This is a genomic window from Microcoleus sp. BM001215392, from assembly GCF_036700185.1.
In the GTDB taxonomy this organism is placed as follows: Bacteria; Cyanobacteriota; Cyanobacteriia; order Cyanobacteriales; family Microcoleaceae; genus Microcoleus.
Genome location: NZ_JAUBOJ010000097.1, coordinates 1 through 19,083 on the forward strand (window position 1 = coordinate 1; position 19,083 = coordinate 19,083).

Sequence of the window (19,083 nt, forward strand, 5' to 3'; positions counted from 1 at the left end):
CATTCTTTCTGTGCTTGCTTGAAGTAGTCCAAAATTCGCTCGTACCCGATAAGGTAGTCAGCAGAGGTACTGACTGTGATGGAGTTAGATTTTTCGCTCATCTTTTGCTCAATGCCCCAACAATGTTGAGTCTGATTGTTGTAGCCATTGTACAGCAGGTCGCTCAGTATTCGCTCAGATGCAAGGCAATACCTTCAGAGTCAGCAAAACAAGGAGCTAGAACGACAGAAAACCGTGGGTTGGGAGCTAGGCGCTAATTCAACTCCTTCTACTCCCATGCTCAAACAACACACTACGGAAAAAAACGATCGGCAGTTGTGGTGAGACGATCGACCTTAAAATATTGAAAAGAATATTTGGGCGATCGACCTTGTACAATATTTTTCATGAACATCCAGCAATTTGTTGACAATTCCCTCGGACAATGGCGATCGCAGCGCAGCGCCCATCACTTGACTTTCCGACACTTTGAAGCGATCGAGTCAGTCATTGATATCGTTGCACTCTCACCCGATGATGCTGCCGTAATCGACCTCTGCAAATCCTACAACATCGACCCAGCCCAAGCAGTAAACCCCTTTCACATGGCATGGGAAGGCCAGTCAGATTGGGATGAGAACGCTGAAATGAAAGGCAGTTGCATCCTCGTACCAATCCCAGATCCGACAGTCCCCAATCGCGGTAAACTACTGCGAGATCAAGGATATGCCGAAACCATTCCCGCCGCCGCCGACTATCACATCACAGACGATGGAACCTTTGTCCTCCTGACAAGCTACGATAACGCCGCCGCCGAAGAAAAAATTTGGTTCGCCAATCCCAACCTGCGCTTTCGGGTTTCCCTGATCAAAACCAGTAAAGGAAGTGGAGTTGTCACCGCATCATTTTCTTCAGAAATTCGATCGCTCTCCGGCAAATAATACCAATTATCAAAAATCATGCAACAATACTTGTACGGTGCGCCGCCACAAAAAATCCCTAATTTTAATCGACAATATTGCAGCGATGCACCTTACCTAAAGAGTAGATGAAACAAACAATATTTGTAGGGTGCGTCGCCACAAAAAATCCCTAATTTTAATCAACAATATCGCAGCGACGCACCTTACCTAAAGAGTAGATATCAAATCCACTCTTCATCGTCCTGTATTAATCTCTCTATTCTTTCTCTGTGTCAAGAGCGCTCTAGAAAGGTTAAATCATTCCGATGCAACCAGAAACGATATGATGAAACAAACAGAAAAATTGTTTTATAGCCAGAGTTTTGATCAAGGGTAGAGCGCTTGTCAAGCAAGTGACTCACCGCCAATTACCAATTACTAATCCGTACCTCACTTAATAATTGCTATATAGCAAAGTAAAAAAAAATTATGAATTCAGTTAAAACCAATAATGATTTAATCACTCTGGCTCAGTGGATGGCAGGGGATTTCAGCAACTACAAACAATCCTTTGAAAAGCCCCAACAATTTGCCCATATTCGTATCTTTTTCCGGCCCTTACCCTTTGAATTTTTTAACGCCATTGGCTTTTACTCCGAACAGGTTTATGACCATGACCTTTGGACTCCTTACCGTCAAGGAGTCCACAGACTAATAGACCAAGGAGAACAAATTTATATAGAAAATTACAGTCTCAACGATCCAGTACAGTACGCCGGCGCAGCACGGGAATTAAGCATTCTCAAGACAATCACACCTGATTGTATTCAAAGGCGGTACAATTGCTCTATGGTTTTCAAGCGAGAAGGAGAAATGTTTCGTGGTAGTGTAGAGCCAGGAAACCAGTGTCTCATCGAAAAAAAAGGTTGTTCAACCTACCTAATTAGCGACGTAGAAATTACCGAAACAACTTGGATCAGTCTCGATCGCGGTATGGATGTAAATACTCACCAACAGATTTGGGGATCGGATAATGGCTCTTTATGGTTTGAAAAGCGCCAAAGTTTTGCCTCAGAGGTAGCTCAGGGCTAATTGACCCACTCACTGACGAATTTCCAGGCGATACGCAGCACGTACTACAGGTACAGCTATTCCCCCAAAACACTCCTGCACCATAAAAAACTGCCTGTAGCACATGAAAACAGCAATATAAGCTATAATGTTAAATTATGTAAAGTTTTCTAATATAACATCTAATTATGGTAAATTTTCACATAACACAATAGTGGAGATATTTAAATGGTTTTTGGACCTGCATCTCGACTTGGAGTCAGTTTATTTGAAGAAACACCCTGTTTAGAACTGATTCCAGGACGTTCACAAGAAGAAGTAGAAACCATTATTCGTGCCGTCTACCGGCAAGTTTTGGGTAATGCTTACGTCATGGAAAGCGAACGGGCGACAATTCCTGAATCGCAACTCAAAAGTGGTGCATTAAGTGTACGCGAATTTGTCCGCGCTCTGGCCAAATCCGACGCTTACCGTTCTCGCTTTTTTGATACTTGTCCTCGCTATCGGTTTATTGAACTCAATTTCAAACATCTTCTCGGTCGGGCTCCCGATGGCCTAGAAGAGATGAGAGCTCATAGCACTATCTTAGATACCCAAGGCTTCGAGGCAGATATTGATTCTTACCTCGACAGCGATGAATACCAAAACGCCTACGGGGAAAATATCGTTCCCTACTACCGAGGCTACAAAACCCAACCAGGACAAAACATGGTTGGGTTTACTCATATGTTTGCTCTCTTGCGCGGTGCTTCCAGCAGCGATTTCAAAGGAAGTCTTTCTGGAAAAACCCCAGTTCTGAACAAATATGTAATTCAGGAAACCCCGCTAGCAGTAATTCCCCCTTCAGGTGGCACAGTTGGCGACGGTTGGGCATTCCAAGATACCACAACGGCGGCGCGTACCCGTTCTGGCTTCGGCGCAACAGCAGAAGGCAAAGTTTATCGCATTGAAGTAACAGCCTACCGTTCTCCTGGTGTGGTTAACCGAGTCTCGAAATTCCGCCGCAGCAATCAAGTTTATCTCGTACCATTTGATAAGCTTTCCCAAGAATATCAACGCATCCACCAACAAGGCGGCGTAATTGCCAGCATCACTGCTGTTAACTAAAAACAGCTCAATTTTCGGTTGTTCACGACTTGGGGAATTACCTCCCTGAGCGTGTTTGCAACCAATCCTTAATTCTCAGTTTAGAAGCGTTATTTAGTCTTAGGAGAAACTCAATGAGTGTGGTTTTAGATGCGCCAGTAGAACTTTGGTCTACTGCTAGTTCGGATGATACACAGGCTGTAATTCGCGCGGTTTACAAGCAAGTGTTGGGGAATCCCCATGTGATGGAAAGCGAACGCCTGACTGTGGCAGAATCCCAGTTGTGCGATGGTTCGATGACGGTACGGGAATTTGTCCGCGCTGTGGCAAAATCTGAATTTTATCGCGGTCGGTATTTTGAATCCTGCGCTCCATACCGCTTTGTCGAACTAAACTTTAAACATTTGTTAGGTCGCGCTCCCTTAGACCAAGCAGAACTTTCTGAGCATATTCGCACCTGTATCGAAAAAGGCTACGACGCAGAAATTGACTCGTACCTCGACAGTCAAGAATATCAGGACAAATTTGGCGAAAATACAGTCCCTAATTATCAAGGGGCAAAAAGTCAAGTCGGACAAAAGCAACTTGGCTACAATCGCACTCTTTCCCTGTATCAAGGTTATGCAGGAGTTGACAGTGCTTTTACGGCTTCTCGCTTAGTTGACTTCGTAGCTGGTAATAGCGGTAACAAAATTACTTTGCCTAGCACAGGCGGCCGTCTTAGTGCTTACAAAGATGCCACCGAAAAAATGTTCAAGATTTCAGTCAAGGGAGCTAAATTTGATAGCCCTCGCCGAGTGAGCAACACTGAATATCTTGTCTCTGGCGCCAAGATGACTCCGCAAATTCAGCGCATCCATCGCGCTGGCGGAAAAATTGTCAGCATCACCGAAGTTGTTTAAGCCATAGGGTGATGGGGCGAGTATCCCACCATTAATATTGACTTTTTGTGGGATGGGTCAGAAAGCCTGTACTCAAAGGCCGGCTTTGCGATCCATCCCACACCAAAATAATCTTTCTGCAAAACAGGGATGCTCCCTCTCTCTTGCTTCTGACTTTTTCGTAATTTTTACTCGATCGCGAAACCTTCTGACTTCTTCCTTAATTGGAAATATTGTCAGAAATACTAACATTTTTAGACAGTCCAAAACAACTTTATTAAGTATAGAAAAAAATCATGTCTAGTTTAAGAGCAACTTTCGTCATTGACCCAGTAGAACTGCGCTCTAATGCAACGGAAGACGATTTACAATTAGTAATTCGTGCTGCTTACCGCCAAGTATTAGGAAACGTCCACTTGATGTAAAGCCAGCGTCTCAGCAGTTAATTGCTACTGTTGCTAGCAATATACCTCAAAAAATCAAAATTTCTAGCATTGGTTCCAGTGGAACTTCTAGCACTACGGGCAAGCGTTTTCGGATTTCGGCAGTCAAATCTGGTGGTGCTAAGGTCAGAATCAGCAACATGAGCTATGAAGTCGGCTATGCTCAACTTTCTCGCCAAATTCAAAATATCCAAAAAACTGCTGGCAAAATTCTGAGCATTACTGAAGTTAGCTAAATAGCCAGAGGCTTTACTTTTGTTTTGATTGAAGTTTGGTGTCTTCTACTTTCTCTAGAGCGAGTTTATTATTCGCTCTTTTTCTATGGAAAAAAGCCCAAAAAATGATAGAAGAAGGCAGTAGTCAGCAATCAGTAGTGATTAATCAGTAGTCATCAATCAGTACGCAGAAGGCTATAAAAGCTTTGCTCGGAGGGTAAAAAGAAGGAAGAGGCAGAAGTAAGAAGAAAGAAGGCAGTAGGAAAAAATGACCGGAGCGCGTTCAGGAGTGTTTCTAAAATCTAAAATCTAAAATCTAAAATCTAAAATGGTATTACCCCCAGTAGCCGACAAAAAAATGCAGGCTTGGATACGAAGCCGTCACCTAATATTTTCAGGTCAATTTTTGATTTTTGAAACTTTAGACTACCCAGCCGTTGAGAGATTTGAGGAATGTATCACCAGTCTGGGAGGATGCTTAATTTCTGTGGAACCTCTCAAACGAGTGTGGATGGGAAATCACCGACAAGTGATGCTATATCAAGCGAAAGGAAGTTTGCATACACCCAATCATGAACTGCGACAATATTGGTTTAAATACGGCAGTTTTCAGACGAGGTTTGATGAGAGAGTTTAAAGAAACTAGGTTCCTGGTAAAAAAATGATTTCGGTGTTAAAATAATTTTGGTTTGTTGTGCAAAGTGAACTGTGTTGTTTACAGTAAGTAAAAGTCCTGCTCTGTTGCGGTTATGGATATTCACGAAATTGAAGCGTCTCTAGAGAATTCTGATTTTCAATATCGACTTAAGGCGATCGCAGCTCTGAAAGATTATACACCAGAAATTGCCGTTCCGTTGCTCAAAGCTCGACTCAACGACCCAGAATTTTTAGTGCGCACCTTTGTCAGCAGGGCGTTTGGACAACAACAAAGCGCCGAATCTTTCGCGGCCTTGCTCCAAATCATGAAATTTGATAACACTCCGAATGTCCGAGCCGAAGCGGCAAATTCCCTGTCGCTGTTCGGTAGGTGCGCTGCATCTCATTTAGTGGTAACTTTTGTTCAGGATGACCACTGGCTGGTGCGTCGCAGCATTCTGGCCGCGTTGGTGGATATGGAGTGTTACAACGAAATTTTTGAGGTGTGTCTCGAAGCCTTGGCTGCGGAAGATATGACCACCCAGGAAGCGGCGGTGGATGCGCTCGGTGCTTTAGCTGGAAGCAGTCAGGAATCAGCGGCCCTGGCTCGGTTGTTGGCGCTGGCTGGTTCTGAGTATGAAGGGATTCGCCAGCACGCTGCGTCTGCTTTGAAGCATTTTGATGCGATAGAGGCGAAGGAAGTCTTGAGTCAACTGCGGCAAGACTCCGATCATCGAGTGGTTGGTGCGGCTTTGGAAAATTTGTTTGAGAACAGTTAAGAATATTTTATTTCGTCCTAACTGGGTTGGGCAATATTCGGAAAGTGCGATCGCACCTCTGCGATGGGATTGGCAATTAGATTAGGAGCTTGCTGCTTCTAACCTTGATAAAAAGTGTTGCTACAAAGAGTGTTGGGGGTTTTTCTTCTACCCTGTTTGTCAGGGACGAATCAGTGGGATCATCCATGTTTGTGCAAGGGTTTTTCTTTTTTCGACGCAGGTTACAGGTACTGTTGCATGGCCTTGGAAATTAATTTTTTGGCTCTTTGACTTAATTGCATAGCTATGAGAATTGTACTGAGGTAATCGATCGCAATCAAAGCGATCGAAGAGAATTATGAGAGAGTTTATTAAGTTTTGTAACATTACAGCGAATCAAAGATGAGAGTGTGGTACAAAGTCTTCATTAGATTAAGTGCGATCGCGCCTTTGGTTTCATAACGAAATATTGCTTTGTTATCCATAAAAGAGACGAGGCTTAGGGCGATCGCCTATTATCCTGTGTTCAGGGAGAGATTGAAGGAGCTAAATTATAATTTATGTTTAAGCCATTTCAGCAATTTCTAGAAAAAGAACTGTTTGAGAACTTTGCACTAGAGAGCCGTCCCATTCCCTCTGGATTGGAATCTGTGGTGAGTGAAAGAGGTAAAAATCCCGCCACGATTCAAAGTTGGTGCTATGAATGCCCAGAATTGAGAAAAATTCGCTACACCTACATCGATGCTGGGGAAACGGCGCAAATTTTCAACAGTGTCATTTATCCAAACCACAATTACGATGTGCCCTTGCTAGGAATTGATTTTTTAGCGTTTGGACAAAAGAAAATCTTGGTAGTTATAGATTTTCAGCCGTTATTTCGCGATCGCCCTTACATAGATAAGTATATCGAACCATTGACCGAAATTCGAGCTAAATACAGCTCGTTGGTACAAGACTTAGAAATGAAGTTTTATGATGCCAACCAGTATTTTTCCAAGAATTTGCTGTTTGCCAAAACCGACGCCGAAACAGTAGTCAACCAATTGTTTCCGGCCTATCAAGAATACGTCCAGTTGTATTGGAAAATGCTACAACAAGCTACTCCCCTGACAACTCCCGAAGAAGTTCAGCGGATCGTGAAAGCACAAAAACAATACGATCAGTATAGTGCAGAAAGAGACCCCGCATCCGGGCTATTCGGCAGCTATTTTGGTCATGAATGGTCAGAGCGCTTTTTGTACGAGTTTTTGTTTGAAGATGCTGTTCCCTTAGCGGTTCCCGCCGGGACAAAATAAATTAAAAATGACTCTCTATCAGCCTTTTTTAGATTACGCCATCCCCCTGCTCAGGGAGCGACTTGACTTAGCTCCCTATCCGATTCCAGCAGGTTTTGAAAAAAAAGAATGTATCACTGGAAAAGGAAAAAAAGAGCAGTTGGTTGTCACTACTAGCTATGCTTTTCAATCGCCCAAACTGCGGCAAATTCGGGCGGCTCACGTTGAGGGCGGTGATGCTCTTCAGGTTCTGAATTTTGTAATTTTCCCCCAAATTAATTATGATTTGCCTTTTTTTGGGGCGGATTTGGTGACTTTACCGGGGGGACATTTGATTGCTTTGGATATGCAGCCGCTTTTCCATGATGCGGCTTATCAGAAGCAATACTCAGAGCCGATTTTACCGATTTTTAACAAGTATCAAAAAGATTTGCCTTGGGGTGGCGATTTTCCTGAAGAGGCAAAACCTTTCTTTTCTCCGGCTTTTCTGTGGACTCGTCCTAAGGAAACTGAGGCTGTGCAAACTCTTGTGTTTGATGCTTTTAAGGATTATCTACAAGCTTATCTCGATTTGGTCGATCGCGCGCAACCAGTCACCGACAGTCAGAGATTGGCGGAGATTCTTCAGGCTCAACGGAATTATATCAACTATCGTGCTGCTAAAGACCCTGCGAGGGGAATGTTTCTGCGGTTCTATGGTGAGGAGTGGACTGAAGAGTACATACACGGTTTTCTGTTCGATTTGGAGCGCAATCTGGAACATGGATAGTTGACGGGGGGCGGGTTTATATGATTATCAATAGAGTAATGAACCGCGAAGGCGCGTTAGGCGAAGCCGCGCGTAAGCGCTCTTGTCGCGAAGGAAGAGAAAGAAGAAAATGCAGTTCTTCCTTCGCGCTCTTTGCGCCTTCGCGGTTTAATCATTCCGACTAACAAGTCAGACTTTGAGCTGTATTATTCCGAGTAAAAGAGTTCCAAGTACCTAACTCTTTTGAACTACGACTGCGAAGCATTGCTCTCGTTTCCTCAGTCAATCCTTGTACTAAACTAAAATCAGCACCAGCAATACTTTTTAATTGTTCTAAATTCGCCCCTGTCAAATCAGCAGCCCGTAAATCTGCTCCCTGTAACTCAGCGCCAATTAATATCGCATTCCGCAAATAAGCACCAGTCAGTAAAGCATTTTGAAGAGTTGCGCCACTTAAAGCTGCTCCCTCTAAATTTGCACCGGTTAAATCGGCTCCACTCAGATAAGCACCTCGCAGATTACAGTAACTCAAATCTGCTCCTCTGAGGTTGGCTGTATTCAAGAAAGCCCCACTCAGACTAGCTTTCGGGCCAATAGCTTCGGATTTTTGGTAATTAAATCCTTCTGGCCACACAGTCTTGGTATCATATAAAGCTAATTTAAATTTAGCTGCTTCTAGCTTGGCATCAACTAGATTGCAACCTTGTAAATTAGCTCGAAAAAAATAACTTTCTTGTAAATTAGCTCCGCTCAAATTGGCGTCTCGGAGATTGGCGCGCCGGAAATCTACTCCCTGGAGATTTGCACCTTGGAAATTAGTTTTGCTGAGGCCCGCGCCAATTAAGTTTGCTCCGCTCAAGTCAATTCCGGATAAATCCATTTGGCTGAGGTTGATTCCCTGGAGGTTGGTTTGAGCTAGGCTTTTGCTTTCCTCGATAGCTTGTAAGACTGCTGTGAGAGTAAGGGGTTCAGAGAGGAAAAATGAGTGTTGACGAAGTGCCATTATATTTTTTGAAGATTTATTGATGGAATTGCTCAAAGTTGACCGGTGTAATTTATCCTAGAATTTGACTGTTGTGCGATCGCCAGAAAGTTAATTTTCTTAACCAAAGTTCGATCCGATTTCCCGCCGATTCCCCCAGACAAGGGGACTTGCTTGATTCCTATCGCTAAGTTGACATAGAAATGCTGCTAACACCACCGATGACTATGATGGATTTTTTTCGCAAGAGTGAGGGCGTTTGGTTCACTCAGCGAACAGTCCATAATTTTGATAATGCTGCTGCTGATGAGTCGGGAGAATCCAATGTCATGATTGATGTCTTGTCAATTGATGATCCCAGAGTTTTAGAGGTTTGTCAACAGCAAAATGTAGATCCTGCTTTGGTTAGTGGGGGATGCAGTTTTATGTGGCAAGATAATTTGGATGATGCCATCCCAAACCAAAATTATGCTGCAATTTTGATCGATTTACCGAATCCCAATAACCCGAAAATGGGTAAGTTTCTGAGAAATCGAGGCTATGTTGAAGGTATTCCGGTAATTGGTATTTACAATTTTGCTGATGATGGGGTATTGACTATTGAGACGGAATATGAGACAAATCAAGGACAGGAACGCTGTTGGTTTATTAACGATCATTTTCGAGTGCGGGTGATGACGGTTCAAATGAGCAATGGGGTTAAACAAATGGCATACTGTTCTGAGCGTCGTTGTCTTTCTCCGTCTGTTTTAGAAGAGTTGTTGGAACACAATCGCTTGAGAGTTTCTGAGGCTGGTGCGGTGTCGCGTTAAAGAAACACCCGGCGATTGAAATCGCGAAGTTTTCAGGGTACACAAACAAAAACCCGGTGATTGAAAGGCTACAAAAACCCGGCGATTGAAATCGCGGCTACAAAAACTTGCGTCCGCCTACGCGGACTAATTATTAAACTATCAAAACTATGTCTGAAAACGAAGAATTGACTGCATCGGCTCGTGATGAATCTGCCGCAGATTTAACGGAAGATTCTACACAGATAGAAGCTGAAGAATTGGTGGAAGTGATTGCCGAATTTGAGCGGTATCGGGAACGTTTGGTGAATGAAACGATGGCTGCGGCACAAAAGGCTAAGCTGCCACAGAAAGCAGCTATGGCTAAAATTGAGCCGGAACTTGCTAAAATAGATGCTGGGCTGGACAGTCTCCGCACTCAATTGGCGGCTATAACTACTAATAATTAGGTGGCAATGATGGTCAATTCTAATGCTCAATCCCAAGAGGCTGCAATTGTGTTAGCTCATGCAAAAACAGATGCTTTGCTTCAACAAGTTACTGAACAAATAGATTTAGATACTTTTGATGTTAATGATGCTGATATTTTGAGGAGTCTGGTTGAATCTTTGGGTGATACGCGGGGGATGACTCGACTGCGTTGTGCGGAAACTCTGGCGGAAATTGGTGAAGTGGCGACTCCTTTTTTGTTGGATGCTTTGGCGAATCATGTTAATCCGGTTGTGCGGCGTGCGGCGGGTAAAACTCTGACTTTGATTGGCGATCCGACTGCTGTTCCTAATTTAATTCATGCTTTGTTGAATGATGAGGATACGGTGGTTAAGGGTTCGTCAATTGGGGCGCTGGCGAGGATTGGTGAACCTTCTGTGCAGGCTTTGTTGGATATTTTAGCATCTACCGATGTGCCGGAAAGTACGATCGGTCATGCGGCTTGGGCGTTGGCGTTTATTGGGGCGGGTGCGAAGGAGTATTTGTATCGGGCGATCGCCTCTGATTCGCCTGTGGTGCGCGGTGCGGTGGTAGGGGCGATCGCCAAAGTCGCCCAGGAAGAGCCGAAACCGGACTTATTTGAGATTTTGGTGAAGTCTCTAACGGATGTTGATGTTGACGTGCGTTGCGAGGCGGCTGCTGCTTTGGGAAATCTCGCCTATAAGCCTGCAATCCCCAACCTGATTGAGTTGCTGCATCATGGCGATGGCGAAAGTCGCAGGGCGGCAGCGTTGTCTTTGATGAAAGTGGGCGATCGAAGTGCGATCGAACCGCTACAAGCTGCATTAGCCAAGGAATCGGAAGCGGCGATTCAAGGAGTAATTAAGTTAGCAATTTCTCAAATTAAGTAACTAAAAATATGACGGAACCTGGCACAGGGCGGATGCTACTTTCTCACAATTTCGATCTACCAGAGGGTGTTTTTGAATCCTTAAGTCGGGAAGCTTTGACTTTGGTATTTGCTGAGGGTTTAAGTCAATATCCTCAGATTAAATGCCGTGAATTAAATCATCCGCATTGGATGGTAGAAGTTTTATTTTCTACTAATGATTTTGCGCCGCCTCAAGTTGGGGAATTTTGCGCTGAAGCTTTGGTGAACAAGCGCATGAGTCAAGGGAAAATTGATGATTTTTTTCCTGATATTTTGATTTTAGCTGGATTCAAGAAGACTCCGCCATTGAGTGACGATCCTGAAGCGCTGCAAACCGGAGAATGGGGGGTTGATGTGGTGGAAACTGCGTCGGCTGAAAGTTTCTTGACGGCGATGGGCTGGGAGGAGAAAACGGCTGGGAAAAGTATTGAGGATGTGTTTAAGGTTGAAAGGAGAAAAGGGTAATATCAATTCCGGGTTAGCCACCCCTTTATCATTCGGCGGTTGAAACCGCTTCTACACGAACAAAGTCCGCCTCCGCGGACTAAGAAATAAAGACGATTTTTAAGCCGCAATTGATATTATGTGTGGTTTATTCATTTTTAATCACTTGCTTTAAATAATCATTCAAAGTTTCTGGTGTTTCAGCATATGCCGAAAAAATACTGATAGCTTGTTCATTATTTAACTTCTCCCCAAAAGCAAACTTTATTTTTTGTTGGATATACTTTTGAGGACTTGATGAATCTTGTAATATCAATTCAATCCTGGTAACTAAAAACAGCATTTCATATTTACCTCTAAAAACTTTGCATCGATCGCAATCACTAAACTCAGCAAGCTTTGTATTTAAAATGCCTTCTGAAACTTCCGATGCATTTGGGAAAGTCTGTTTTATTTTTTCAATATCATATTTTTTTACAACTGAATCTAGCGTAAAATTAATGAAATCTTTTGGCAATTTATGATCTAAGTTTACGCCTGTTTGGTTTCCTGTTTTATTTCTAATCTCTATCAAGCAAGCATACCAAGCATTAAACAAAGCTGTAGCTTGATGAAACTCTTCTTGTCTATCTGTAAAAATTCTAATACAAACTTGAAATGCTTCATCGCTAACTTCTGATAAATGAAGTTCATTTATCAAGATTTCCTTGAAAACATCAACTGAAACGTAAAAATTCTCAATAGAATAACCAGGTGTTTCAAATATTGGTGGGTTGCGCGGTGGCAAAGATTCATTAAAATCCCGATCTACAAAAAATGCTTTTTTGTATTTATCGTATTCCGAATGAATAGTAATCAGTCGATAAACATCTAATACTTTATCTCTACCACCACATTTGATTGGGTGATAGTTATCTGTAAAACGTTTGATTCTTGGTACATAATAAGCATTATCATTTCCCTCGAAAAAGCAAAACAAGCCATCCTTGCCCTTTCCTGCATGAAGCACAAACTCTTGATAAGCAACTTGGGCTTTTTCTCGGCTTTTCCTGAGTTGGTCTATGTATAACATTAGGCTGTAATGGGTTCTGAAGGTTTAACATATTCATTTAAGCCAATGGCATATCTATCTAATTCATTTTCAAATATGAAAGGTGAATGGGTGACAGCTAAAAGAAAATCACATTTGCCTGACTTGACAATATCAGGTAATAAGATTCTTTGCCAAATTATTGATAACGATAATTCTGGTTCATCAAACAGCACAATAAATCGTTTGTCACTTTCTGAAAGATAAATCTTAGAAAAAATTGAAATAATTTGCTTTTCTCCTGAAGAAAGTTTATTTAATGCAATCTTAGAAGGATTTCTGTCTGATTTTATAAATATTTTGATGGCACTTTCATCATAAAATACTTGTTTGTTAATCAAATATTGATTACAGACATCTCTGAATCTTTTTACAGAGTTATCTAACTCCTTTTGAGAAGAGTAAATTTCAATCAGCTTTTTTAAAAAAAAGTTTAGAGAACTATCTTTTGGCTTTTCCTCTTTATTTAAAAGTAGTTCTCTAATTCTGGCTTTTTTGTTTTCTGAAATTCTAGTTCCCACACGGGATAATAAAATTTCAACATCATTACTTTCTATTTTTTGAAAAAAATCACTATCTGTTTCATCTTCTTCATCTTCTATCAGTTGACTAAGAATTTCCGATGACATATCTGAAAAACCTTCTTTTAAAAGTCTATCGATAGTATTTTGAATGTTATCAAAACGTTTTTGGACATCATCCATTCCAAATTGGATTAGTGTGTTTTCTTGATTTAAGATTGCATCATCACTATAACCAAGATTATATAAATCTTCTTCAACACGCCTATAGGTTGGGAAATACATAATATCACAACCTTCAATACCTGATTCAATTTCTTTATCGCAATCAGTAAAAAATAGATTTGATTGATTATCTTGATTGATTTCGCGTTTTCTGAAAAATTGAAAAACATGAGACAGTGGAAATTTTCTATACTTGAAATTGTATTCAAATTCTGCTTCTAATATTCTTCTATTACCTTTAATTTGTGTAAATCTATTTCTGAGAATTTCAAGTTGGGAATAACCAAATTGATCGATAAAATCTTTAAGCACTGGATCATCATAAAGTTCCTGGATCAGTTCATCCACCTTAGATTTCTGTATTTCAATAGGATTTCCTTGACGAAATTCTAGAATTAATTTATCAAAGTCGAATTCACCCAGTCTAAAAAAATTTCTGGTCAAAGTGTAATAAAAAAGGTTTAAAACTTGAGTTTTTCCAATTCCATTTTCTCCAACGACTATTTTTATATTCTCATCAAAAGGAATGTGAACGTTGTCTGTGCCGAACAGACCATGTACTGAAAAGGATTTTATATTACTTGTGTTCATTTTATTCTCCTATTCATTAGAGCAATCAAATAAAGAAAGTTTGTAGGGTGTGAATCATCTAACTATTAGCAATTAAACCTGCTATTACTCCTTACCCTACAATTTGTAACAAAGCTTTATATAGCCATAAACCTAACTATTCTGCGCGCTTATAATTCATCACCAAATCCAACCGCGATAAAGAACTTGTCGCCGATTCCCGCACGTAGGAATCAACTGCTTCATCATTGGCAAATCTGGTGAGAACTTCTACACAACGGGGATCGCCCACAGAAGCCAGCGCACTCACGATCGCCACCTGTACCGCTACATTATCCGTTGTATTCAGCGATTCCACCAAAATATCAAAGGCAGACGAGCCCATCTGCCCCAAGGCCATCACGGCTGCAATATGCACCACAGGATTAGCGTCATCGATCGCCTTTTTCAATCCCTGCAAACCGACTTCTGGGAAAGACAATTCTGGATAGTTAATCGCAACTTGTGCTAATACTTTCGCTGCACTTCCTCGCACTGTCACGTTTTCACTGTTTAACAATGCGTCAACTACGGCTGGTACGGCATCTTCACCGATCGCGCCCAACACCTTCACCGCCGCCCGACGATAGGTGACATCTTCGTCGTCTAAAATCGTTATCAGTCGCGAAATTGTCTCTTCGTCGCGGGAATCGGCTATTTCATACATCGCGCGATCGCGCATATGAGGATTCGGGTGTTTTAGTTGTTCAAACAAAGCATCGGTTGTCATGATTTTTTAAAGAAGGAAGAAGGAAGTTCGGCAACGGATTATGTAACGGATGTAACGGATGGAAGGAAGAAGGAAGAATACTCTGGTTTTTGAGTAATATCGTGTCAATTCGATTACTAGCGATTGAAACTGTTTGTAGTGCGGACTTAAGTCCGCAGCACCAGAGGACTCGCATTCCGAACGATCAAACCTTGTAATTCCTAAATTAAGATAATTAGGATTTTACTGAGTTATGAGCTTCTATTTTAGCTTGCACTAACCAATCTCGATCCGTTGCATCGGTTTGATAACCGCTGATATCGCCTAGTTTTTCGAGGGCAATTAAGGCAGCATACTGCAAATCCCAGATTTTTGTTGCCAAACAGGCTTGCAATTCTGGAATAGCACGCTTTTCTCCGAGTTCCCCTAGGGCGATCGCAGCCGCCGCACGGGATTTCTGAAACTGGGGTTGGGAGTTATTCAAAGCTTCCAATAACAAATCGTAGGCGGCAGAGTGTTTGAGCCAACCAAACAATTTTACTACATGAAAATGCGCTCCATAGTCATTATTCGCTTCTTCGGCAAAAGTGGCAAAAAGTGCAGCCGGTGCTTCCTCTGAATAATTTTCTAAAATTGTTTTAGTTGCTAAATAACAACGACCAAAATCCGTTTCGTATAATTGGTTAATCAGAAATGGTAATTCTGGTAATTCTTCATAGCTGTGGACTAAATTCAAATCCCCTGGTTCATCCCGTAAGGTTTGTTCTAAATAGGGTTGAATGGTGTCAAAGGTAAGGGATTTATCGGCGATTCCGACTGCTGCTAGCATCCGAATTCCCCTCAGCCGAAAGACTAAAGATACGGGACATCGGGCAATGTTGGGAATTGCATCGTAGTAGCGGGCATCAATCAAATCCTGAATTGATAATCGGCGCCCTAGGACATTTTTGTGTTGCAGCATGGCGACAACTTGTCCCATTTTAGAGAAGTCTCTGGTGAGGCGGCAAATTGCGGCGATCGCAGCACTAGCAGTCGGTGGATCGAGATCGTCAACAAATTTGCGAATTCTGGTCTCGGCTGGCTGATAATCTAATTTAGTTAGGGTGTGGATGATTACTCGGTAGGTTTGTCCCGGTCGATCGAGCAATTGAGCCACTTCTTCTAATATATCGCTGTCTTGAGTGCCAATTTCGCCGATCGCCCAAACGGCATTTTCCACGGTGTAGCAGTCATTATCGCTCAAACAGGTGCGAATCACGGGTAATGCTTGGACAGCTTGGAGTCTTCCCAAGGTTTCCACCGACTTGCGGCGCACAATGCGGTTTTCCAAGGCCGGATCGGTTTGCTGTACTGCTCGCATCAGTGCTGCGATCGATCGATCTGTGGCAAAATTTATCAAATGGGAAGCTGCTATGTAGCGAGAATCCTCTTCACCGATTTGGTCTTGTGGCGTATCTAAGATGGCGATCGCCTGGTCTTCTGTTAAATTAAAAAAACTAAAAAATCGTTTATCCATAGAGTGGGGAGGGGGAGAGTGGGATAAGAGGAGAGGGGGAGAGTGGGCTACCGATGCCCTCTTTGGCCGATGCCCTCTTTGGCCGATGCCCTCTTTGGCCGATAGAAATTAGCATATGTCTATCCACACACAATAACAAGCCCAGGAATTCTTTACCCTTACTTTACCGAAATCGGTAGAGCAACGAGCGAAGAGTTCCTAGACTTGTCGGGGTAAAAATTACCCAGTCACGACATTACAAACCTGTCTAATTAATTAGGACAGGGAGTTGATGGCGTAGTCAAGAAGAGCGTTGTACTCAGTCAAAGCTTGAGGAGACATATCGCGAGGAGCGCAACCGCGGTTACGAGCAAAGCTTAATGCTTCAACGTAAGGAGCAGTAGGCAAGCTCAAAGCGCGATAGACTTCGCGTTGACCAGCAATACCCCATTCATCAAGAGGGCCTGTGCCGCCAACTACCAAGCAGTATTGAACCAAGCGCAGGTAGTGCTTGATGTCGCGGTGGCATTTTGCTTTGAAAGTATCGGTGGAGTTAGCTTGACCCGATTCGTTCAAGTAAGGATACTTTTTGATGCAAGCATCATAAGCTTCTTTAGCAACTGAATCCAGGTTGTTGCCCAATTTTTCTGCGGCTTCTAAACGAGCAGCAGAGCGTTGGATAGAACCTTGTACTGATTCTAGATCAGAGGTGCTAGGAAAGCGACCTGCTGCATCAGCAGAGGCGATAGCGGTGGTGAGAACTGATTTCATTTCCTTAAATCTCCTAAAGTGATTTTGACAGTGAGCGTAGTTTCAAATTTGCTGAGCGGATTGCGATTAGCAATTGACTAGCTCAGTGCAGAAATGATACGGTCGAAGTAGCTGGAAGATTCGGCAACGAGGCTGGCGCAACGATCTTCAACTACGATTGTTCCCATTTTCCGCAACTTAGCACCAGCAAATTTTTCGCTGGGGTTGTCTTGGATGTGAGCAGCGGCTTGAGCCTTCATGATTTGAACTGCACGCACGGTGGAGGTGGTGGGTACGCCCAAAGCTGCATAGGTTTCTTTCAAACCATTCAAGCAACGGTCATCAAGAACTGAAGCATCACCAGCCAAAAGAGCGTAGGTGACATAGCGCAAAATGATTTCTGCGTCGCGCAAGCAAGCAGCCATGCGACGGTTAGGGTAGCAGTTACCACCGGCTTGGATCAAGCCTTGGTTTTCGCAGATCATACCGGCAACAGCGTCAGAAACCATGCAGCTAGCGTTGCTGGCGATCGCGTTTACAGCATCCAAGCGTCGGTTGCCGCTGGCAACGAAAGCTCTGAGGGCAGCAATATCACCAACGGTGGAGGTGCTGGCATCGGCTGAAACTACAGCTCTTGAAAAAGCGTCAAGCATTGAGTTCTCCTTAACTTAGACGAAAAATTATTTCTGATCTCAGTTGGTCAACTTGGTGACGAACTTGATGGTTTTGAATATATCTTTGGGATGATTCCTTCGTCTCATTCCTGAGAAACAAAGTAACAATTTGTTACTTTGGTTGCTAAAAGCACATTTTTTGGTTAACAGGCATCTTCCACTATTCTCGCTTCACAGGCGCCAAGGGGGCTTGTCCGACAAGACATCTAGTTGCTTGTGGGGAATCGGGCCCGCCCTTGAAAAACTTGCGGGCAATGGTGCAAGATGTGAGTTAAAATCACTTCCTGACATGGAAAGCTATGTTAAGTGTGTCGATCAGACCCTACGCGGGTGAAAGTGACCTCGAAGCGATCGCCGATTTAATCAATACTTGCGAAGCAGTCGATCGGCTCGATGAAGGCACTTCCATCTGGGAATTACAACAAGAATTTAACCAACCGTCCTTAGACGTAGCGCGCGATATCCGCCTTTGGGAAGATGCGGAGGGAAAATTAATCGCTTTTGCTCAGTTGTCGATTTCCGAACCAGGGGAAGTCATCGACGGTTGGCTGTGGTTTCGCGTTCGCCCCGACGCCCGCTCCGGCGATGTGGAAGCGGCGAGTGTGGCTTGGGGCGAAATGCGGATGCGGGAAGTCGCATCATTGCGGGGCGCGTGCGTGAAGCTGCGATCTTGGGCTAGGCCACAGGATACCGATCGCATTTCTGTGCTCACAAATTGCGGTTTTAGGGTCGATCGCTATTTTTGTCGCATGGCGCGATCGCTTTCTGAACCGATCCCAGAACCCCAATTCCCAGAAGGTTTTGAGCTGCGTCAATTCCCGGGCGAAGAGGATGCGGAAGCTTGGGTAGAAATGTTCAACCAGTCTTTTATCGATCACTGGAATCACCACGATTTAACCGTCGAGAAATTCAAATATGATTTCGCAAAACCCGGTTACAGAAAGGATTTAGACTTAATTGCAGTGGCTGCTGACGGGACTTTTGCAGCTTTCTGTTATGGCGAAATTAGCAAGGAAGAGTGCGATCGCACCGGACGAAACGAAGGCTGGATTACTGTTCTCGGTACCAGGCGCGGTTTCCGCAAAATTGGCTTGGGACGAGCGATGTTGCTGGCCATTTTGCAGCGGCTCAAAGCTGCCGGTGTCGAGACTGCGATTCTCGGCGTGGATACTGCAAATCCTTGCGGTGCATTGCGACTTTACGAGTCTGCGGGCTTCCACAAAATTCGCGATAGCATTTCTTATGTTAAGGATGTTTGAGGATTTGGGCGATCGGGATTTACGCGCAGGATTCAAGAAACCCGGTTTCTCTGTGTATGCTTTGTCACCAAACAATATTTCTCGTAGAAACCGGGTTTCTGGGCCCGGGTGCAAAGTTCGCGATCGCACTAGGTACGTAGTTGCCCTTGGGCGCTCTTAATATATATATGAAAGAGCGCCC

The 19,083-nt window shown here is 43.3% G+C and carries 22 protein-coding genes; 15 read left to right on the forward strand and 7 right to left on the reverse strand.

The genetic code is table 11. The features are described 5' to 3' along the window. Nucleotides 1-386: 386 nt before the first annotated feature. From QT974_RS13070 to QT974_RS13115, 10 genes are all read left to right on the forward strand, one after another. On the forward strand, nt 387-920 hold the full coding sequence (locus QT974_RS13070; protein WP_293183817.1) for a phycobiliprotein lyase: 534 nt from the start codon (nt 387-389) through the stop codon (nt 918-920). A 450-nt stretch (nt 921-1,370) separates the two neighbouring features. Next, on the forward strand, nt 1,371-1,973 hold the full coding sequence (locus QT974_RS13075) for a chromophore lyase CpcT/CpeT (protein ID WP_333468904.1): 603 nt from the start codon (nt 1,371-1,373) through the stop codon (nt 1,971-1,973). 207 nt (nt 1,974-2,180) lie between these two features. Continuing rightward, nucleotides 2,181-3,059, forward strand: coding sequence for a phycobilisome linker polypeptide (locus QT974_RS13080; protein ID WP_333468905.1), 879 nt, complete (start codon nt 2,181-2,183; stop codon nt 3,057-3,059). 113 nt (nt 3,060-3,172) lie between these two features. Further along, nucleotides 3,173-3,940 carry a phycobilisome rod-core linker polypeptide gene (locus QT974_RS13085; protein ID WP_333468906.1) on the forward strand — a complete coding sequence of 256 codons (768 nt, stop codon included), beginning with the start codon at nt 3,173-3,175 and terminating at the stop codon, nt 3,938-3,940. A 275-nt stretch (nt 3,941-4,215) separates the two neighbouring features. Continuing rightward, complete coding sequence (locus QT974_RS13090) at nt 4,216-4,344, forward strand: hypothetical protein (protein ID WP_333468907.1); 129 nt, start codon at nt 4,216-4,218, stop codon at nt 4,342-4,344. Nucleotides 4,345-4,502: 158 nt separating this feature from the next. Further along, nucleotides 4,503-4,598 (forward strand): phycobilisome linker polypeptide, encoded by a 96-nt coding sequence (locus QT974_RS13095; protein ID WP_333468908.1) that lies wholly within the window; start codon nt 4,503-4,505, stop codon nt 4,596-4,598. Between the two features lie 307 nt (nt 4,599-4,905). Continuing rightward, complete coding sequence (locus tag QT974_RS13100; RefSeq protein ID WP_333468909.1) at nt 4,906-5,214, forward strand: CpeR family transcriptional regulator; 309 nt, start codon at nt 4,906-4,908, stop codon at nt 5,212-5,214. 112 nt (nt 5,215-5,326) lie between these two features. Further along, nucleotides 5,327-5,992, forward strand: coding sequence for a HEAT repeat domain-containing protein (locus QT974_RS13105; RefSeq protein ID WP_333468910.1), 666 nt, complete (start codon nt 5,327-5,329; stop codon nt 5,990-5,992). Nucleotides 5,993-6,531: 539 nt separating this feature from the next. After that, entirely contained in the window at nt 6,532-7,266 is a 735-nt protein-coding gene (locus QT974_RS13110; RefSeq protein ID WP_333468911.1) for a 15,16-dihydrobiliverdin:ferredoxin oxidoreductase, read from the forward strand. 7 nt (nt 7,267-7,273) lie between these two features. Further along, entirely contained in the window at nt 7,274-8,014 is a 741-nt protein-coding gene (locus QT974_RS13115; RefSeq protein ID WP_333468912.1) for a phycoerythrobilin:ferredoxin oxidoreductase, read from the forward strand. Between the two features lie 160 nt (nt 8,015-8,174). On the opposite strand, the gene QT974_RS13120 is transcribed toward QT974_RS13115, so the two are convergent. Further along, nucleotides 8,175-8,996, reverse strand: coding sequence for a pentapeptide repeat-containing protein (locus QT974_RS13120; RefSeq protein WP_333468913.1), 822 nt, complete (start codon nt 8,994-8,996; stop codon nt 8,175-8,177). Nucleotides 8,997-9,178: 182 nt separating this feature from the next. Between QT974_RS13120 and QT974_RS13125 the strand changes: the two genes are divergently transcribed. From QT974_RS13125 to QT974_RS13140, 4 genes are all read left to right on the forward strand, one after another. After that, complete coding sequence (locus tag QT974_RS13125; RefSeq protein WP_333468914.1) at nt 9,179-9,787, forward strand: phycobiliprotein lyase; 609 nt, start codon at nt 9,179-9,181, stop codon at nt 9,785-9,787. A gap of 149 nt (nt 9,788-9,936) precedes the next feature. Continuing rightward, nucleotides 9,937-10,215 (forward strand): hypothetical protein, encoded by a 279-nt coding sequence (locus QT974_RS13130; protein ID WP_333468915.1) that lies wholly within the window; start codon nt 9,937-9,939, stop codon nt 10,213-10,215. Nucleotides 10,216-10,221: 6 nt separating this feature from the next. Then, entirely contained in the window at nt 10,222-11,106 is an 885-nt protein-coding gene (locus QT974_RS13135) for a HEAT repeat domain-containing protein (protein WP_333468916.1), read from the forward strand. A gap of 8 nt (nt 11,107-11,114) precedes the next feature. Then, nucleotides 11,115-11,591 carry a DUF2656 domain-containing protein gene (locus tag QT974_RS13140; RefSeq protein WP_333468917.1) on the forward strand — a complete coding sequence of 159 codons (477 nt, stop codon included), beginning with the start codon at nt 11,115-11,117 and terminating at the stop codon, nt 11,589-11,591. Nucleotides 11,592-11,718: 127 nt separating this feature from the next. Here the strand turns inward: QT974_RS13140 and QT974_RS13145 are convergent, their stop codons facing one another. From QT974_RS13145 to cpeB, 6 genes are all read right to left on the reverse strand, one after another. Next, on the reverse strand, nt 11,719-12,642 hold the full coding sequence (locus QT974_RS13145) for a DUF4435 domain-containing protein (RefSeq protein WP_333468918.1): 924 nt from the start codon (nt 12,640-12,642) through the stop codon (nt 11,719-11,721). After that, nucleotides 12,642-13,997, reverse strand: coding sequence for an AAA family ATPase (locus tag QT974_RS13150; RefSeq protein WP_333468919.1), 1,356 nt, complete (start codon nt 13,995-13,997; stop codon nt 12,642-12,644). The genes QT974_RS13145 and QT974_RS13150 overlap by 1 nt, the downstream gene beginning before the upstream one ends. A gap of 136 nt (nt 13,998-14,133) precedes the next feature. Continuing rightward, a complete protein-coding gene (locus tag QT974_RS13155) occupies nt 14,134-14,745 on the reverse strand; it encodes a HEAT repeat domain-containing protein (protein ID WP_333468920.1) in 612 nt (203 codons plus the stop codon). A gap of 214 nt (nt 14,746-14,959) precedes the next feature. Further along, the gene (locus tag QT974_RS13160; RefSeq protein ID WP_333468921.1) at nt 14,960-16,240 is read right to left on the reverse strand and encodes a HEAT repeat domain-containing protein; all 1,281 of its coding nucleotides are present in this window, start codon (nt 16,238-16,240) and stop codon (nt 14,960-14,962) included. Between the two features lie 255 nt (nt 16,241-16,495). Beyond that, nucleotides 16,496-16,990, reverse strand: a complete 495-nt coding sequence (locus QT974_RS13165; protein WP_333468922.1) for a bleomycin hydrolase — start codon at nt 16,988-16,990, stop codon at nt 16,496-16,498. Between the two features lie 77 nt (nt 16,991-17,067). Next, nucleotides 17,068-17,622, reverse strand: coding sequence for a C-phycoerythrin subunit beta (gene cpeB / locus QT974_RS13170; protein WP_293150294.1), 555 nt, complete (start codon nt 17,620-17,622; stop codon nt 17,068-17,070). 320 nt (nt 17,623-17,942) lie between these two features. Between cpeB and QT974_RS13175 the strand changes: the two genes are divergently transcribed. Beyond that, complete coding sequence (locus QT974_RS13175) at nt 17,943-18,902, forward strand: GNAT family N-acetyltransferase (protein ID WP_333468923.1); 960 nt, start codon at nt 17,943-17,945, stop codon at nt 18,900-18,902. Nucleotides 18,903-19,083: the final 181 nt, after the last annotated feature.

What these genes read in the sequence shown, in the direction of transcription:
- QT974_RS13070 (WP_293183817.1), top strand. Translation starts at nt 387, where the DNA reads ATGAACATCCAGCAATTTGTTGACAATTCCCTCGGACAATGGCGATCG.
- QT974_RS13075 (WP_333468904.1), top strand. Translation starts at nt 1,371, where the DNA reads ATGAATTCAGTTAAAACCAATAATGATTTAATCACTCTGGCTCAGTGG.
- QT974_RS13080 (WP_333468905.1), top strand. Translation starts at nt 2,181, where the DNA reads ATGGTTTTTGGACCTGCATCTCGACTTGGAGTCAGTTTATTTGAAGAA.
- QT974_RS13085 (WP_333468906.1), top strand. Translation starts at nt 3,173, where the DNA reads ATGAGTGTGGTTTTAGATGCGCCAGTAGAACTTTGGTCTACTGCTAGT.
- QT974_RS13090 (WP_333468907.1), top strand. Translation starts at nt 4,216, where the DNA reads ATGTCTAGTTTAAGAGCAACTTTCGTCATTGACCCAGTAGAACTGCGC.
- QT974_RS13095 (WP_333468908.1), top strand. Translation starts at nt 4,503, where the DNA reads ATGAGCTATGAAGTCGGCTATGCTCAACTTTCTCGCCAAATTCAAAAT.
- QT974_RS13100 (WP_333468909.1), top strand. Translation starts at nt 4,906, where the DNA reads ATGGTATTACCCCCAGTAGCCGACAAAAAAATGCAGGCTTGGATACGA.
- QT974_RS13105 (WP_333468910.1), top strand. Translation starts at nt 5,327, where the DNA reads ATGGATATTCACGAAATTGAAGCGTCTCTAGAGAATTCTGATTTTCAA.
- QT974_RS13110 (WP_333468911.1), top strand. Translation starts at nt 6,532, where the DNA reads ATGTTTAAGCCATTTCAGCAATTTCTAGAAAAAGAACTGTTTGAGAAC.
- QT974_RS13115 (WP_333468912.1), top strand. Translation starts at nt 7,274, where the DNA reads ATGACTCTCTATCAGCCTTTTTTAGATTACGCCATCCCCCTGCTCAGG.
- QT974_RS13120 (WP_333468913.1), bottom strand. Translation starts at nt 8,996, where the DNA reads ATGGCACTTCGTCAACACTCATTTTTCCTCTCTGAACCCCTTACTCTC.
- QT974_RS13125 (WP_333468914.1), top strand. Translation starts at nt 9,179, where the DNA reads ATGCTGCTAACACCACCGATGACTATGATGGATTTTTTTCGCAAGAGT.
- QT974_RS13130 (WP_333468915.1), top strand. Translation starts at nt 9,937, where the DNA reads ATGTCTGAAAACGAAGAATTGACTGCATCGGCTCGTGATGAATCTGCC.
- QT974_RS13135 (WP_333468916.1), top strand. Translation starts at nt 10,222, where the DNA reads ATGATGGTCAATTCTAATGCTCAATCCCAAGAGGCTGCAATTGTGTTA.
- QT974_RS13140 (WP_333468917.1), top strand. Translation starts at nt 11,115, where the DNA reads ATGACGGAACCTGGCACAGGGCGGATGCTACTTTCTCACAATTTCGAT.
- QT974_RS13145 (WP_333468918.1), bottom strand. Translation starts at nt 12,642, where the DNA reads ATGTTATACATAGACCAACTCAGGAAAAGCCGAGAAAAAGCCCAAGTT.
- QT974_RS13150 (WP_333468919.1), bottom strand. Translation starts at nt 13,997, where the DNA reads ATGAACACAAGTAATATAAAATCCTTTTCAGTACATGGTCTGTTCGGC.
- QT974_RS13155 (WP_333468920.1), bottom strand. Translation starts at nt 14,745, where the DNA reads ATGACAACCGATGCTTTGTTTGAACAACTAAAACACCCGAATCCTCAT.
- QT974_RS13160 (WP_333468921.1), bottom strand. Translation starts at nt 16,240, where the DNA reads ATGGATAAACGATTTTTTAGTTTTTTTAATTTAACAGAAGACCAGGCG.
- QT974_RS13165 (WP_333468922.1), bottom strand. Translation starts at nt 16,990, where the DNA reads ATGAAATCAGTTCTCACCACCGCTATCGCCTCTGCTGATGCAGCAGGT.
- cpeB (WP_293150294.1), bottom strand. Translation starts at nt 17,622, where the DNA reads ATGCTTGACGCTTTTTCAAGAGCTGTAGTTTCAGCCGATGCCAGCACC.
- QT974_RS13175 (WP_333468923.1), top strand. Translation starts at nt 17,943, where the DNA reads ATGTTAAGTGTGTCGATCAGACCCTACGCGGGTGAAAGTGACCTCGAA.